Below are 15,362 nucleotides of genomic sequence, written 5' to 3'. Positions count from 1 at the left end.
GACCATTCCTGCTCACGAAGTACCCCCGTGGGGCGTGGGGGCTACTCCGCGGCCGCCCGGCGGCGACGGCGGACGATCAGGACGCCGGCACCCGCGGCGAGCAGCAGGAACGCGATGAGTGCTCCGGCACCGAGGCCCTCGGCACCCGTGAACGCGAGCTGCCCGTCAGCGGTGATCGTGATCGGGGTCCACCCGATCAGGCTCCCGTCCGCGGCCGTCACCGCGAGGTGGTGTGCACCAGCGGGAGTGTCCGACGGGATCGTGACGCGCACCGTGCCGTCAGCGCCGACCGTCACGGTGCCGAGCAGCGTCGGCGTCGAGTACAGCCACACGTTCACGACGTCACCCGCGTACTGCGTGCCCACCGTGACCGTGATGGTCTCCCCCGCACGAGCCGACGACGGCGCCGAGACGCCCCCACGGTTCGTGTCCGTCAGACCGGTCTCCGACGGGGCCACCGGCGGCACCGCCCCCGGAGCCGACGGGGTCGGAGCGGGAGTCGGCTTCGACGTGGGCGTCGGCGTCGGGGTCGGGGTCGTGCCGCCGTCACCCGGCGTCGGGGTCGGGGTCGGCACCGGGGTCGGGCCGGTCCCGGGGTCCGTGCCCGGGTCCGTGCCCGGGTCGGTGCCCGCAGCATCGAGGTCGAAGCCCACCAGGATCGGGTCGTGGTCGCTCGCGCGGAACACGTCGTCGGTGTACAGGTCCGACGCGTTGTAGTTGTAGCGGCTGTACTCCAGACCCACCGACTCGACCGAGTTGATGTTCCAGATGTCCACCCCCGTGACCGTCTCGGTGGCGGCCGGGGACGCGAACACGTGGTCGAGCGACCCGCTCAGGCCGGAGAACACGTACGAGTACTCGGTGGCGTCGAGCGCCGGGCCGAGGTCGGTGTAACCGGCGTCGTCGAGGACGACCACCGGGTCCTCCTTGCTGTAGGCGTTGAAGTCGCCGAGCATGAACACCTTGTCGGTGCCGTACTGCGCCTGCATGTCGGTGGAGAAGGTCACGAGGGCCTTCGCCTGCCGCACCCGGTCGGCGTTCGAGGCGCCCTGGCCGTCACCCTGGTCGGCGTTCTCGCCGGTGCCGGAGCCCTTCGACTTGAAGTGGTTCGCGATCACCAGGAAGTCGTCGTCCGCGGTGCCGCCGACGGGGCGGAACGCGTCCGCGACGGGCTGCCGGGCGTTCGTGAAGGCGTCGTCGAGCAGGATCGTCGACTCACCGACGGGTTCGACGCGGTCCTGCTTGTAGATGAGCGCGAGGCGGATGACGTCCTCGCTCGCCGGGACGGTCGCGGGCGACTTCGCGTAGGCCCATGTGTCCTCGCCGGTGGCGGCGTTCAGGGCGTCGACGAGCGTGGCGACCGCGGCGTCGCGGTCCTGGCCGAAGCGCGCCGAGTTCTCGATCTCCTCGAGCGAGACGACGTCGGCACCGAGGCCGTTGATCGCCTTGACGATCTTGACCTGCTGGCGCAGGAAGTCCTCTTCCTCGGCAGCACCGCGGGCGTCGCAGCCGGAGTTCACCGTGACGGGGTCGCCCGCACGGTCGGTGTAGTACGAGCAGCCGGTGAGCTGGTCACCCGTGGTCGGGAAGTAGTTCAGCACGTTGAACCCGGCGAGCTTGAGGTCGCCGCCGACGTCCTGCGGCTTCGCCTGGCGCACGTTCGAGAACGACGCGGGCAGGTCCGCCGCCGGGGTCGCACCGGTGATCGGCGCGGTCGGCTGGAACTTCCACCCGCTGTTGCGGTAGTCGAGGACGACCGGACCCTCGAACGTGGCGGTCGCACCGACGGTGACCGGGCCCTGGGTGAGCCAGGACACCGGGATGCCCTGGTTGGCCTTCGTCAGGAAGTTGGTGCTGGCACCGTCGTCGAGCGTGACCTTGCGCGCGGCGTTGGACGCCGCGGCGGCCGTCGCCTCGGCGCTGCCCGGACGACCGACCTCGGTCGGCTGGACGAGGCGGCCGGCACCGCTGGCGAGCACGACCTCGCCGTACTGGTTCGTCGTGTAGTTGTCGGCGACCGTGAAGGAGCCCTGCGGGGCGATGAGCATGCTCTCGAGCGACTCGCGCTGCGCGTCCGACGACGGGAACGCGACCGCGGCGGGCTGCGGGGCGGCGACGGCGTCGCTGAGCTTTTCGAGCGAGGATGCCCCCGACACCGTCAGCTCGGTCAGGCCGAAGTACTCGGAGACCGCACCGGTGACCCGCACGTGGTCGCCCTCGGCCACCAGCCCGGCTGTCGCGGACGAGAAGACGAAGACGGCGTCGGACGCGGTGTGGGTGCCGAAGTCGATCGCGCCGCCGGTCCCCGGCGTCTGGATCGTGTAGCCGTTGAAGCCGCCGGACGCGTACACCGCGGTGACGACACCGTCGGTGGTGACGGTCTTGCCGGCGTAGGGCGAGGTGTCCGTGGCGCCCTGCAGCTGGGCGATGGTCACGGCCTCGGCGGGGGCGCCGGGGTCCGTCGGCTCCGTCGGGTCGGTCGGGTCCGTGGGCTCGGTCGGGTCGGTCGGCGCAGCCGTCTCACCCGCGGCGTTCCGCGGGGTCAGGGTCGTCGTCACCGAGAAGTCCGCGCCGTTGTCGTCGGTGTCCGTGGTGCCCTGGCGGACCAGGCCGTTCGGCACGGCGTTCGCACCCTCGACGGTGCGCACGGTGCCCTCGAAGGTGTTCGAGGCGCCGTAGCCGAGCAGGTCGACGACGCCCGCGGTGCCGGTCGTCACGGGACCCGCGGCGAGCGCCACCGGCGTGGAGGCGTCGGACAGCACGAGCGTGCCCGTGGTTCCGGAGGGGTTCAGCGAGGCGGTGTCGTCCGCCGTCGGCAGGTCCGCTCCGACCGGGGTGGCGCCGCCGTTGCCGGCCATCGACACCAGGAACGTGCCCTCGGCCGGCACCGTCCCCTCGAGCGCGCTCGTCGAGAAGGCGCCGGAGCTCGTCGCCGAGCGGTACTGCAGCGACCAGCCGTCGAGCGACACCGGGGCGTCGGTCGGGTTGCCGATCTCGATGAACTTCTGGTTGTAGAAGGCGCCGTTGCTGCCCGCCTTCAGGTAGGCCTCCTCGATGACGAGGCCACTCCCCTCGGGGTTCGCGGTCGCTGCGGTGACGGTGACGAGCGGGGCCGCGAGGAGTGTCGCGGCAGCCGTGGCGCACAGCAGAGTGCGCCCGAGGGAGTTGGGCATGCCCGCACGCTACCGACCTGCGGAGTCCCTCAGGTTGCGTCGAGGTAAATGATTGCGTTCGGCAACATCAGGGCCGGGCGTTCACTCCCGTCGCGCCCGCGTCTGCTCCGCCCGTCCCGCGAGCTCCGCGTCGGCCGGGTACCCCACCTCGGTCAGCGTCAGCCCCTTCGCCGGAGCGGTCTTGAACGCGCTCGTCCGCGTCTCGGCGACGCGGAGCTCCTCGAGTCGTTCCGGCCCGAACCGTCCCTCGCCGACGGCGATGGTCGCCCCCACCATCGCGCGCACCATGGAGTGGCAGAACGCATCGGCCTGGAGGCGCGCCACCAGCACGCCGTCCGGCTCGCGGTCCCAGCGGAACTCCTGCAACGTCCGGATGGTCGTCGCGCCCTCGCGCGGCTTGCAGAACGTCGCGAAGTCGTGCAGCCCCAACAGCGTCAGCGCACCGCGCTCCATCGCTGCCGGGTCGAGGCTCGCACCGTGCCAGACCGTGTGCCCGCGCCGACGTGGATCGCGCGGGGCGTCGGCGTCCGCGATCCGGTACTCGTACCGTCGCCAGAGCGGCGAGAACCGTGCGTCGAACCCGTCGGGTGCGACCGACGCCCGGGTGACGACGACGTCGCCCTCGGGTGCCGCGATGCCGTTCACGCGTTTGACGAGCCCGTCCAGCGGCGAGCGCCCCGTGCCGCGCTTGGCGCCGAGCGCGTCCCACTGCTCGGCGGACAGGTCGAGGTGGGCGACCTGGCCGGTGGCGTGCACGCCGGCGTCGGTGCGTCCGGCGACGGTGAGCAGTGGCGGTTCACCCCACCGGGTGAAGACGGTGGCGAGGGCGGCCTCGAGCGCGCCCTGCACGGTCCGCAGCCCGGGCTGCCGGGCCCACCCGGAGAACGCGGCCCCGTCGTACGCGATGTCCAGCCGCAGTCGCACCGTTTCGCTCACGTCCCCACGGTAGCCATGTCAGCGCCACGTCAGTGCCGCGTGAGCGCCCCGCGGCACCATCGTCCTCGACATCGACGAAAGGACATTTCGATGACCACGACACCGCTCGCGGTGGAGGCCTCCGGCCTCGTGAAGACCTTCGGGACGAACCGCGCAGTGGACGGTGTCGACCTCCGTGTGGAGGCCGGCACGGTCTACGGCGTGCTCGGTCCCAACGGCGCCGGCAAGACCACCACCATCTCCATGCTCGCGACCCTGCTCAAGGCGGACGGCGGCGAGGCCCGGATCTTCGGGCACGACGTCCGGCGCGAGGCGCAGACGGTCCGCACCCTGATCGGGGTGACCGGTCAGTACGCCAGCGTCGACGAGACGCTCAGCGCGACCGAGAACCTGGTGATCTTCGCGCGCCTGCTCGGGTTGTCCCGCGCGGACGCGAAGCGGAAGGCCGTCGAGCTGCTCGAACGCTTCGGGCTGACCGAGGCCGCGTCACGCCCGCTCAAGGGCTTCTCCGGTGGCATGCGTCGCCGGCTCGACCTGGCTGCGAGCCTCATCGCGCAGCCGCCGCTGATCTTCCTCGACGAGCCGACCACGGGGCTCGACCCCCGGACCCGTGCGCAGATGTGGGACACCATCCGCGAGCTCGTGGCGACGGGTTCGACGGTGCTGCTGACGACGCAGTACCTGGACGAGGCGGACCAGCTCGCCGACCGCATCGCGGTCATCGACCACGGCAAGGTCGTCGCCGAGGGCACGAGCGACGAGCTGAAGGCCTCGATCGGCAGTTCGTCGCTGCAGCTCCGCCTGACCGATGCGCTCCGGCTCGACGCCGCGCGCACGATCGTCCGGAACACCCTCGGAGTCGACGCGGTGGCCAGCCCCGAGGGCTCGCGTCTCACCGCACCGATGTCGGACCCCGACCGCGTGACGGACCTGCTGGTGTCGTTCCGCGAGGCCGGCATCACCCTCGCCGAGATGAGCGTGCAGAAGCCCACCCTCGACGAGGTCTTCCTGACGATCACCGGCGCACCGGCGACCACCGACGACGACGGCACCGACGACGACAACGACAGCACCGACCGCGAACTCGCAGGGAGCATCGCATGACCACCATCACCACCACGGGCACCGCTGCGCCCCGGATCACCCCGCGCCCCGGCGTCGGTGCGACCGGCCTCGGCGCCACCGTCCGGCAGTCGCTCACGATGGCGTACCGCGGGCTGATCAAGGTCCGGCGCACCCCGGAGCAGCTGTTCGACGTCACCCTGATGCCGATCATCTTCACCGTGATGTTCACGTACATCTTCGGTGGTGCGATCGCGGGTGACGTCGCGAGCTACCTGCCGATCATCATCCCCGGCATCCTGGTGCAGACGAACATCACGTCGTCGATCGTCACGGGCGTGCAGCTGCGCGAGGACATGGACAAGGGCGTCTTCGACCGCTTCAAGTCCCTGCCCATCGCCCGGATCGCCCCGCTCGCGGGTGCGCTGCTCGCCGACACCGTCCGGTACGCGATCGCCACGACGATCACCTTCACGGTCGGCATCATCATGGGTCTGCGTCCGGCCGGCGGCTTCGGTGCGGTCGTCCTGGCCGGGTTGCTGGTCATCGTCGTCGCGTGGGCGATCAGCTGGATCTTCGCCTACTTCGGCGTCGTCGCGCGGACGGCGTCGAGCGTCTCCGGCATCTCCAACATGGTGCTGTTCCCGCTGACGTTCCTGTCGAACGCGTTCGTGCCGGCGGACACCCTGCCGGACTGGCTGCGCTGGTTCTCCGAGGTCAACCCGATCTCGCACCTCATCACGGCGGTCCGCGAGCTCGTGAACCACGGCACGGTGGGCGTCGACCTCTGGATCAGCCTGCTCGGCGCAGCGGTCGTGGTCGCGGTGTTCGCACCGCTGACGGTCCGCGCGTACATGCGGAAGGCCTGACGGGCGCCGATCAGCGCACGCGGAACCGCAGCTCCTCGAGCAGGAGCCGCGCCTCGGAGACGGCCTCGGTCCGGTTCGATCCGGCCGAGGCCGTCTCGGCGTCCGCCAGCACCGCGTCGCCGAGGGCGTCGGCCAGCACCGACCGCATCCGTGGGTGCGCGAGCACGCCGAAGTCCTGCCGCGAACCGAGTCGGGTCGCCAGCCCCCAGCAGCGAGCGGCGTGCTCCGGCTGTCCGTCACGGGCGGCGGCGAGCGCCAGGCCGAGCAGGGCGGTCCCGATCACGGGCAGGTCCAGCCACCACGGGTGGACGCGCAGCATCACGAGCGCACCGACGCGCAGGCGTCTCGCGACCGCCACGTCGTCGACCGGGAGGCCCGGCGCGGCTCCGTCGGTCCGGTGCACCGCCGCCTCGTCCCGCGCCGCGATCCGCGCCGAGCCCGCCATGAGCGTCCAGTGCGGCGTCTGCTTCCGCAGGGGCAGCACGGAGTCCCAGGCGCGGGCGTACTCCGCCGCGGCGTCGTCGAGGGCTCCTTCCCAGCGCGAGCACTCCGCACCGATGGCCATCGCGAGCACGCCGATCTGCACCCGGTCCTCGTCGAACCCGCCGCGGGCCTCGACCGGACGGTGCTGCAGGTCGTCGGCGACCTGCCGGGCACGGACGACGTCGCCGGTGCTCGCGGCGCAGAGGCCGACGGTCCAGCCGATCTCGTACAGGTCGTCGTCGGCCCCGAACCGTTCGAGTTGCTCGCGGGCGACCTCGGCGGACCGCAGTGCGTCGGCGTGCCGGCCGGTCTGCGCCAGGAGCTGGGTCATGGTGACGGCGATCGACCCGGTGGTCCAGGCGTCGTCGCTCGACCGCGAGAGCGTCTCGGCGCGGGTCGCGTACCGCAGGGCGACGGCGGACTCCCCGTCGTTCTCGGCGAGCGGCGCGCTGAGCATGTTCGCCAGGCAGGCGACCCCGGGCTCCGGGTCGTCGCGGTAGCGGGCGAGCAGGGCGTACCCGTCGGCCGGTCGCCCCAGGGTGAGGAGCAGCGCTGCCTGGGCGTCGAGCACCGCGAACCCGGTGGTGCCGTCGCGCATCACGCGGCGCAGGGTCGACACGGCGAGGGCTGCGGTGCGCTTGTCGCTGAACGCGGACGACCCGCCGGTGACGACGAGTCCGAGCACGGTCGCGGCACGGTCCTCGGTCGCCGGTCCGGTACGGCGCAGGACCGGGACGACCTCGGGGCCGAGTGCGACGACCTCACCGTGGGCACCGCGCAGCGACCAGTAGCCGCCGAGGGCCGCGAACAGGTGCGCGACCGCCGCGGTGTCGTCGGCCGCCAGGCTCCAGCGGAGCAGCGTGACGAGGTTGTCGGATTCGCGGGCGACCTCGCGGAACCGCTCGAGCTGGGCGGAACCCGTGATGGTGAGGAGGTTGCGCTCGGCCGCGAACCCACGGCCCCAGCCGATCATGGCCGCTCGGACGGCCTCGGTGGCGCCGCGGTCCCCCAGCCGGGCGGCACCGAACTCCCGCACGGTCTCGAGCAGCCGGTACCGCACGGGCTCACCCTCGTGCTCGACGAGCTGCACGAGCGACTGCTCCACGAGCTCGGCGAGGTCGTCGAGCGCGTCGGCCCGGCGGTCCGGGGCGGCGACGGCCTCGACGGCGTCGACCGCGAGTCCGTCCGGGAAGAGCGCCAGCCGGGTCAACAGGTCCTGGGCCCCGTCGTCGAGCAGGCGCCAGCTCCACTCGATCACGGCGAGCAGGGTGCGGTGCCGCTCCGGGGCGCTCCGGTCGCCGCCGCGCAGCAGCGCGAACCGGTCGTCCAGCCGGCGCTCGATCTCGTCGGCGCTCATCCCCCGGATGCGTGCGGCCGCGAGCTCGATGGCCAGCGGTGACCCGTCGAGCCGCGTGCAGATCCGGCGCACCGCGTCCACCGGCAGCACGGCTCCGGGTCGTGCGGCCCGCGCCCGCTCGGTGAACAGCCGGACGGCTGCCCCGTCGGCCTCGACGGGCAGGGGCGCGAGGGGAGCCACGACCTCGCCGGCGATGGCGAGCGGCGCGCGTGACGTCGTCAGGATCCGCAGCTCGGGCACGGTCGCGAGCAGGTCCGCGGCGAAGGCGGCGACCTCGGCAACCAGGTGTTCGCAGTTGTCCAGGACGAGCACGGTCGGCCCGTCGGCGAGCGCCCGCACGACCCGGGTGCGCAGGTCGGCCGCGACGGCGTCCCGGAGCGACCTGGTGGAACGGAACTCGGCGATCCCGAGCAGCGCGCCGAGGGCCGGCACGATGTCGTCGGCCGTGGCGAGCGGCGCGAGCTCGAACACGACGACGCCCTGTGTCGGCGGCAGGCCGGCGGCGACCGCCTGCGCGAGGCGGGTCTTCCCCAGCCCACCCGCACCGAGGATCGTGACCAGCCGTCCGGCGGACAGCAGGTCCGAGACGGCGGCGAGGTCGGCCTCCCTCCCGACCAAGGTGTTCGGCGCAGCACGCAGGCCGACGCGGCGGACACTGCCCGTGGCGGGGCCGGATCGGCGCAGCAACTCGGCGTTGAGGCGGACCAGGTCGGCCGAGGGGTCAGCGCCGAGTTCGTCGGCGAGGCGGTCACGGTGCGCCGCGAAGGCGGCGATGGCCTCGCTCGTGCGGCCGGCCGCGGCGAGGGCACGCATCGAACCGGCGACCGCGACCTCGTCGTAGGGGTTGGCGACGGCCTCTGCCGCCCAGAGTGCGGCGGCCTCGTCGGCATCGCCCTCGTCGAGCAGTGCACCGCCGAGCGCGCGCCGGAGTGTCCGCCGGAGCACTGCCGCACGGTCCGTGAGCGCCGCGCCCAGGTCCCCGTCGACGTCCGCGCCCGGGTCACCACGCCAGAGGTCGAGGGCCGCACGGACCGCTGCCGGCTCTGCCTCCCCCGCCGCACGCTCGGCACGGGCGAGGTCGACGTCCTCGGGGTCGCCGCCCAACGCGTACCCGGTGCTCGTCGACACCACGAGGCCGTCCGCCACGCTCCGGCGCAGTCGGGACACGAGCGTCTGCAGCGCCGCACGGGCACCCCGCGGCTGCACGTCCGGCCAGAGGTCGTCGATCAGGGACTCGGTGGTCAGGGCGTGGCCGCGCGCGAGCACCAGCGCCGTCACGAACGACCGAGCGAGCGCACCGGGCACCGGCGACTGCCGGCCGTCCGCACCCGTCACCGTGACCGGTCCGAGGACGTTGATTCGGGGCGGGACGGTCACGGTGCGAGTCTACGGAGCGCCGGTGTCACGGGGTCCTCGCGTCAGCCGCGCGGACGGTGGAACGCCGACGGCCCCGTGCGGGTGTCGAGGTTGTCCGTCGCACGGCGCTCGGACTCCACGATGCCGCGGAGCGCCACGAGCGCGGACGCCGTCACCGCGACGTGCGAGGGGTTCTCGCGCGAAGCGTCGAGCGCCTGCTCGAGTCGCTCGATCGCCTTGTCGCCTTCGTCCTCGGGGCACTCCCCGCGGATCATGCACGCGAGCTGACGGAGCGCCTCCGTGAGGGGCTCGGTGAACGCCGGATCCGGACGCCCGATGTTCGCCGACACCGGACCCGACCGGGCGACGAGCTCGGTGAGGTCCGTCGTGTACCAGGCGACCCGTTCGAGCGCCCGGAAGCGTGCCCCGTCCTGCTGGAGCCGAGCCCGTGACCCGCGGAGCGCCCCGCGGGGGTTGATCTTCCGGCTCTCGTGCGCGACGGACACCCGCGCGCGCACGTCGGCGATCGCACGGTCGAGCTTGTCCTGCTGCCGGTTCCAGGCGTCCTCGTCGCGTTTGCCGGTCTCCAGCACGCGCGCGAGCCCCTCGAGGTGCTCGGCCAACACGGCGTTCACCTCGTCGATCCGACGTTCGGCGTCCCAGAAGTGCAGCGGTGGGAACACCAGGAAGTTCACGAGCAGACCGACGACGACGCCGACGCCCATCTGCACCAGGTACCCGAACGAGTAGCCTTCGGCGTTCGCCCCGCCGACGAGCAGCACGAACAACGCCGCCGTCGAGACCCAGGTGCTGCCCTCGCCGAGCACCCGGAACCCGCCGACGAGCACGCCGATGCCGACCGCCAGGGCCACGGCGAGGATCCCCGGGTCGCCCACGATCATCGTGAAGCCCGCGACGGCGATGCCGAGCAGGATGCCGACGAGCGTCTGGATGCCGTTGCGCAGCCCCGCGTAGACCGTCGTCTGCATCGCGACGATCGCCCCGAGCGGTGCGTAGTACGGGTAGTCGGACGCGACCCCGGGCACGTGCCTGGCGATGAACCAGGCCAGTGCCGCGGCGCCGGCGGCCTTGGCTGCGTGCAGCAGTCGCGGCTGTGTGCCGGACGTGCGGCTCCACCGCCACGCGCGGCGACCGACGCCCGCGATGTGTTGGAACTCCATGTGGTGACTCTCCCTGTCGGGCGGACACGCTACGGGGCGCCCACTGGGAAGGCGACGGTCCTGCGTTCTCCGGACGTCGGGGAGCAGGGGTAGCGCTCCCGAACGCGACGAAGCCCCCGCGACCTGGGTCGCGGGGGCTTCGTGGTGACGCGGGGTACTACTTGGTGTCGTCGCTCTTCTCGGCGGCGTCGGCCTCGACCTCGGCGGCAGCCTCGGTCTCGGTCTCGGACTCGACCGGCGCGGACTCCTCGGTGGTCTCGGTCGCCTCGACCGGGGCCTCCTCGGTGGTCTCGTCGGCAGCCGGCTCCTCGACCGGAGCGGCGGCGGCCGGAGCCGCGGTGCGCTTCACCGGGGCGGGCGTGCCCGACACCGGCTCGAGGACGAGCTCGATCGACGCCAGCGGGGCGTTGTCGCCCTTGCGGAAGCCGAGCTTCGTGATGCGGGTGTAACCGCCCTGACGGTCCTCGACCTGCGGGGCGATCTCCGTGAAGAGCGTGTGCACGACGGACTTGTCGCGCAGGGTCGCGATGACCCGACGACGAGCGTGCAGGTCGCCGCGCTTCGCGAACGTGATGAGCCGCTCGGCGACCGGACGGAGGCGCTTGGCCTTCGTCTCGGTGGTCGTGATGCGACCGTGCGTGAAGAGGGCGTTGGCGAGGTTGCTCAGGAGCAGGCGCTCGTGAGCGGGACCGCCACCGAGGCGGGGGCCCTTGGTGGGCTTCGGCATGTCAGTTCTCCAGTGGTGAAAGTGGTGCGCGCGGTGTCAGCGCGCTTGCGCGTGAGCGCGAGATCAGTTGTTGGACTCGTCCTCGTCGTACCCGCTGTAGAAGTGGGCGCCGTCGAATCCGGGGACGGTGTCCTTGAGGGACAGGCCGAGCTCGGTGAGCTTGTCCTTGACCTCGTCCACCGACTTCTGACCGAAGTTGCGGATGTTCATGAGCTGCGTCTCCGACAGGGCGACGAGCTCGGACACCGTGTTGATGCCCTCGCGCTTCAGGCAGTTGTAGCTGCGGACCGACAGGTCGAGGTCCTCGATCGGGGTCTGCAGCTCGTTCGACAGGACAGCGTCGACCGGCGCGGGGCCGATCTCGATGCCCTCTGCGGCCGTGTTGAGCTCGCGAGCGAGCCCGAACAGCTCGACCAGCGTGCGACCGGCCGACGCGATGGCGTCGCGCGGCGTGATCGCCGGCTTCGACTCGACGTCGACGACCAGGCGGTCGAAGTCCGTGCGCTCACCGGCACGCGTCGCCTCGACGCGGTAGGTGACCTTGAGGACCGGCGAGTAGATCGAGTCGATCGGGATCTGACCGGCCTCGGAGAACTCGGAACGGTTCTGCGTGGCCGAGACGTAGCCGCGGCCGCGCTCGATCGTGAGCTCGAGCTCGAACCGCGCGGTGTCGTTCAGGGTCGCGATGACGAGTTCCGGGTTGTGGATCTCGACGCCGGCCGGAGCGGAGATGTCCGCTGCGGTGACCTGACCGGCACCCTGCTTGCGCAGGTACGCGGTGATCGGCTCGTCGTGCTCGCTGGAGACGACGAGGCTCTTGATGTTGAGGATGATCTCGGTGACGTCTTCCTTCACACCGGGAACGGTGCTGAATTCGTGGAGGACACCGTCGATGCGGATGCTGGTGACAGCCGCGCCGGGGATCGAGGAGAGGAGCGTGCGGCGCAGCGAGTTGCCGAGGGTGTAACCGAAGCCCGGCTCGAGCGGCTCGATGACGAAGCGCGAGCGGTGCTCGGAGATCGACTCCTCGGTCAGGGTGGGGCGCTGTGCAATGAGCACTGTGGGATTCCTTTCGGCGAAGTGTCCGCTATATGACACTTGGCGGTACGACGGGGCCGCGTGGGCCCCGACGGGTCTGTTGAGTTGTGATCACGCGCACCGATGTGCGCGATCGAACGACCAGGAATGGCCGCGGGCCCTGCCCGACCCCGTCAGGGGACGAGCAGGGCGCGGCCGGTTGCTCCTCGCGTCAGACGCGACGACGCTTCGGCGGGCGGCAACCGTTGTGCGCCTGCGGAGTGACGTCGTTGATCGAACCGACCTCGAGGCCAGCGGCCTGGAGCGAACGGATCGCGGTCTCACGGCCCGAACCCGGACCCTTCACGAAGACGTCGACCTTCTTGACGCCGTGCTCCTGCGCCTGACGCGCAGCGGACTCGGCGGCGAGCTGCGCCGCGAACGGCGTCGACTTGCGCGAACCCTTGAAGCCCACGGCACCCGAGGACGCCCAGCTGAGGACGGCACCCGACGGGTCGGTGATGCTGACGATCGTGTTGTTGAACGTGCTCTTGATGTGGGCCTGGCCCACTGCGACGTTCTTCTTCTCCTTGCGGCGCGGCTTGCGCGCGGCAGTCTTGGGGGTAGCCATCGGGGTCTCCTATCGAGCCTTCTTCTTGCCTGCCACGGTGCGCTTCGGTCCCTTGCGGGTACGCGCGTTGGTCTTGGTGCGCTGACCGCGCACCGGGAGACCACGACGGTGGCGAAGACCCTCGTAGCTACCGATCTCGACCTTGCGACGGATGTCGGCTGCCACCTCGCGGCGGAGGTCACCCTCCACCTTGAAGTTGCCCTCGATGAAGTCACGGAGGGCGACGAGCTGGTCGTCGGTCAGGTCCTTGACGCGGATGTCACCGGAGATACCGGTCTCGGCGAGTGCCTGGACCGCGCGGGTACGGCCGACGCCGTAGATGTACGTGAGTGCGATCTCCACGCGCTTCTCGCGCGGGATGTCGACGCCTGCTAGACGTGCCATGTGATGGCTGCTCCTGTTGTCGATGGAGGTGTGGAGCAGTACCGGTGCCCGGGCCTCCGACCCGAGGTGTCCCCCGGTCGTCGTGCGACCGGGTTCTGGTACTGCGTTGTCGATCTTCAGTTGTGGGTCGTGCTCGAGCAGCCTGCTGTCCGAGGGACAGCGTCGGCGCCGGTCACGCGCCCGGGACTAGCCCTGGCGCTGCTTGTGACGCGGGTTGCTCTTGCAGATCACCATGACGCGGCCCTTGCGGCGGATCACTCGGCAGTGCTCGCACATGGGCTTGACGCTGGGGTTGACCTTCATTGTTCTTTCCTCGTGCTCGCTGGCTTCGTGCGCGGCAGGATTGCCGAGCCGTTCCTTTCCAGCTCGCGGATCACTTGTAGCGGTAGACGATCCGGCCGCGGGTCAGGTCGTACGGGCTCAGCTCCACGATCACGCGGTCCTCGGGGAGGATGCGGATGTAGTGCTGGCGCATCTTCCCGGAGATGTGCGCGAGGACCTTGTGTCCGTTCGTCAGCTCAACGCGGAACATCGCGTTGGGCAGAGCTTCGAGCACCGAGCCTTCGATCTCGATGACGCCGTCTTTCTTGGCCATAGCCTCACTGTCGCTTGGTTGTGGAACAGGTGTGATCCCCGAACCGGTCTGCGGGTCGGTCGCCACACCCGAGAGGGCATGACACACCAAAGATCGATCTTATGTGGTAAACCCGCAATTGCCAAGTGCAGGCGCGGCACGCCCCCTCACCTGGGGCTTCCGGTGGCACGCCTGAGTGTTCCACAGTGGTTTGACGGCGTGCTCCGGGCCGGAGCTTGTGCCCGGACCGTAGCGTTGCTCCGCAGCCACGTCCGCCGCCCACGTACCCTGCGCGGACCACCGAACGGAGACCACGTGCCCGACGCCACACGACGCCCCTTCGCCGCACACGGCAAGCAGGCCCGCCGTCGCGGCTGGACCACGCTCGTGACCGTCGTGGCCTCGGCGCTGGCCGTCGTGCTCGTGAGCGGGACGAGCGTCGCCGCCATCGCCGGCGCCCAGCTGGCGACCGCACCGCAGACCGTGCAGCTCAGCACCGACGACCAGAGCACCGCGAAGACCGCCGACATCACGGCGATCAAGGGCGGGGCGAACATCCTGCTCATCGGCAGCGACACCCGCGTCGGACAGTTCGACTCCGACGAGGACGTCGAGGGCGCCCGCAACGACGTCACGATGCTCATCCACATCTCCGAGGACCACCAGCAGCTCACCGCGGTCAGCTTCCCCCGCGACCTGATGGTCCCGATCCCGGCCTGCACCAACCCCGCGAGCGGGACGACCTACCCGGCCTCGACCTCCGCCATGTTCAACACGGCGCTCGGCAACGGTGGCGTCTCGTGCGTCGTCGACACCGTCGAGAACCTCACCGGCCTGAGCATCCCCTACGCCGGGCTCATCACCTTCGACGGCGTGATCGAGATGTCGAACGCCCTGGGCGGCGTCGACGTCTGCGTCGCGGAGCCCATCGACGACACCTTCACCGGGCTGCACCTCACGGCCGGCTCGCACAACCTCGAGGGCTCCGACGCCCTCGCGTTCCTGCGCACCCGCCACGGCGTCGGCGACGGCAGCGACCTGGCCCGGATCAGCTCGCAGCAGGTGTTCCTGTCGGCGCTGCTCCGCAAGGTCACCTCCGACGGGACCCTGTCGAACCCCATCACGCTCTACAAGCTCGCCGGCGCGGCCCTGTCGAACATGACGCTGTCCGACGGCCTGGCCCAGACCCGCACCCTCGTCGGCCTCGCTTCGGCACTGCGCGGCATGAGCACCGCCAACATGCTCTTCGTGCAGTACCCCGTCGCCGACGACCCCGACGACAGCGCGCGGGTGATCGTCGACCAGGAGACCGCCCACACGCTCAACGTGGCGCTGCAGAACGACGTGAAGTCCTCGCTGAGCGACTCGAGCACCGGGCGCGCGTCCGAGGAGTCGCCGACCGCCGGGGGCACCGCGACGACCGCACCGTCGACCGGCACGACGCCGTCCGACACAGCGTCGGCGCCCGCATCGAGCGGCGCATCGTCGGGGACGTCGTCCGCACCGAGCTCGTCCGCCACGAGCACGGCGACGTCGACCCCGCTGCCCTCGTCGATCACCGGGCAGAGCGCCTCCGAGCAGACCTGCTCCGTCGGCAACTGACCGCCGGACA

At 71.3% G+C, this 15,362-nt stretch carries 13 protein-coding genes; 3 read left to right on the top strand and 10 right to left on the bottom strand.

What is annotated here, in order from left to right:
- Positions 1-41: 41 nt before the first annotated feature.
- Positions 42-3,173 carry an ExeM/NucH family extracellular endonuclease gene (locus EDF53_RS08540; protein WP_185020986.1) on the bottom strand — a complete coding sequence of 1,044 codons (3,132 nt, stop codon included), beginning with the start codon at positions 3,171-3,173 and terminating at the stop codon, positions 42-44.
- Between the two features lie 81 nt (positions 3,174-3,254).
- Positions 3,255-4,109, bottom strand: coding sequence for a tRNA pseudouridine(38-40) synthase TruA (truA, locus tag EDF53_RS08535; RefSeq protein ID WP_260215245.1), 855 nt, complete (start codon positions 4,107-4,109; stop codon positions 3,255-3,257).
- A 90-nt stretch (positions 4,110-4,199) separates the two neighbouring features.
- Between truA and EDF53_RS08530 the strand changes: the two genes are divergently transcribed.
- Together EDF53_RS08530 and EDF53_RS08525 are read left to right on the top strand one after the other, a co-directional pair.
- Positions 4,200-5,213 (top strand): ATP-binding cassette domain-containing protein, encoded by a 1,014-nt coding sequence (locus EDF53_RS08530; RefSeq protein ID WP_123293153.1) that lies wholly within the window; start codon positions 4,200-4,202, stop codon positions 5,211-5,213.
- Positions 5,210-6,040, top strand: a complete 831-nt coding sequence (locus EDF53_RS08525) for an ABC transporter permease (RefSeq protein WP_123293152.1) — start codon at positions 5,210-5,212, stop codon at positions 6,038-6,040. Before EDF53_RS08530 ends, EDF53_RS08525 begins: the two co-directional genes overlap by 4 nt.
- Positions 6,041-6,050: 10 nt before the next feature.
- On the opposite strand, the gene EDF53_RS08520 is transcribed toward EDF53_RS08525, so the two are convergent.
- The 8 genes from EDF53_RS08520 to infA all read right to left on the bottom strand — a co-directional run bounded on the left by EDF53_RS08520 (position 6,051) and on the right by infA (position 13,771).
- Positions 6,051-9,257 carry a BTAD domain-containing putative transcriptional regulator gene (locus EDF53_RS08520; protein ID WP_123293151.1) on the bottom strand — a complete coding sequence of 1,069 codons (3,207 nt, stop codon included), beginning with the start codon at positions 9,255-9,257 and terminating at the stop codon, positions 6,051-6,053.
- A 41-nt stretch (positions 9,258-9,298) separates the two neighbouring features.
- Positions 9,299-10,417 (bottom strand): aromatic acid exporter family protein, encoded by a 1,119-nt coding sequence (locus tag EDF53_RS08515; RefSeq protein WP_123293150.1) that lies wholly within the window; start codon positions 10,415-10,417, stop codon positions 9,299-9,301.
- Between the two features lie 157 nt (positions 10,418-10,574).
- Positions 10,575-11,144 (bottom strand): 50S ribosomal protein L17, encoded by a 570-nt coding sequence (rplQ, locus tag EDF53_RS08510; protein ID WP_123293149.1) that lies wholly within the window; start codon positions 11,142-11,144, stop codon positions 10,575-10,577.
- Positions 11,145-11,207: 63 nt separating this feature from the next.
- A complete protein-coding gene (locus tag EDF53_RS08505) occupies positions 11,208-12,203 on the bottom strand; it encodes a DNA-directed RNA polymerase subunit alpha (RefSeq protein ID WP_071259847.1) in 996 nt (331 codons plus the stop codon).
- A 190-nt stretch (positions 12,204-12,393) separates the two neighbouring features.
- Entirely contained in the window at positions 12,394-12,792 is a 399-nt protein-coding gene (rpsK, locus tag EDF53_RS08500) for a 30S ribosomal protein S11 (protein ID WP_017885507.1), read from the bottom strand.
- Positions 12,793-12,801: 9 nt separating this feature from the next.
- Positions 12,802-13,176: a 30S ribosomal protein S13 gene (gene rpsM / locus EDF53_RS08495; RefSeq protein WP_058728274.1), complete on the bottom strand. Its 375-nt coding sequence runs from the start codon at positions 13,174-13,176 to the stop codon at positions 12,802-12,804.
- Between the two features lie 186 nt (positions 13,177-13,362).
- Positions 13,363-13,479, bottom strand: coding sequence for a 50S ribosomal protein L36 (gene rpmJ, locus EDF53_RS08490; RefSeq protein WP_071276701.1), 117 nt, complete (start codon positions 13,477-13,479; stop codon positions 13,363-13,365).
- A gap of 70 nt (positions 13,480-13,549) precedes the next feature.
- A complete protein-coding gene (gene infA, locus EDF53_RS08485; protein WP_017885509.1) occupies positions 13,550-13,771 on the bottom strand; it encodes a translation initiation factor IF-1 in 222 nt (73 codons plus the stop codon).
- Between the two features lie 294 nt (positions 13,772-14,065).
- Here infA and EDF53_RS08480 point away from each other — a divergent pair, with 294 nt between their 5' ends.
- A complete protein-coding gene (locus EDF53_RS08480) occupies positions 14,066-15,352 on the top strand; it encodes an LCP family protein (RefSeq protein WP_165901022.1) in 1,287 nt (428 codons plus the stop codon).
- Positions 15,353-15,362 lie beyond the last annotated feature (10 nt).

The organism is Curtobacterium sp. PhB78 (assembly GCF_003751685.1).
GTDB lineage: Bacteria > Actinomycetota > Actinomycetes > Actinomycetales > Microbacteriaceae > Curtobacterium.
Note: the sequence above shows the minus strand (reverse complement) of the source record. Positions and strands in the feature narration are given on the sequence as shown.

Excerpts from the sequence above, each read along its gene's own strand:
- EDF53_RS08540 (WP_185020986.1), bottom strand. The coding sequence starts at position 3,173 with ATGCCCAACTCCCTCGGGCGCACTCTGCTGTGCGCCACGGCTGCCGCG.
- EDF53_RS08530 (WP_123293153.1), top strand. The coding sequence starts at position 4,200 with ATGACCACGACACCGCTCGCGGTGGAGGCCTCCGGCCTCGTGAAGACC.
- EDF53_RS08525 (WP_123293152.1), top strand. The coding sequence starts at position 5,210 with ATGACCACCATCACCACCACGGGCACCGCTGCGCCCCGGATCACCCCG.
- EDF53_RS08515 (WP_123293150.1), bottom strand. The coding sequence starts at position 10,417 with ATGGAGTTCCAACACATCGCGGGCGTCGGTCGCCGCGCGTGGCGGTGG.
- rplQ (WP_123293149.1), bottom strand. The coding sequence starts at position 11,144 with ATGCCGAAGCCCACCAAGGGCCCCCGCCTCGGTGGCGGTCCCGCTCAC.
- rpsK (WP_017885507.1), bottom strand. The coding sequence starts at position 12,792 with ATGGCTACCCCCAAGACTGCCGCGCGCAAGCCGCGCCGCAAGGAGAAG.
- rpsM (WP_058728274.1), bottom strand. The coding sequence starts at position 13,176 with ATGGCACGTCTAGCAGGCGTCGACATCCCGCGCGAGAAGCGCGTGGAG.
- rpmJ (WP_071276701.1), bottom strand. The coding sequence starts at position 13,479 with ATGAAGGTCAACCCCAGCGTCAAGCCCATGTGCGAGCACTGCCGAGTG.
- infA (WP_017885509.1), bottom strand. The coding sequence starts at position 13,771 with ATGGCCAAGAAAGACGGCGTCATCGAGATCGAAGGCTCGGTGCTCGAA.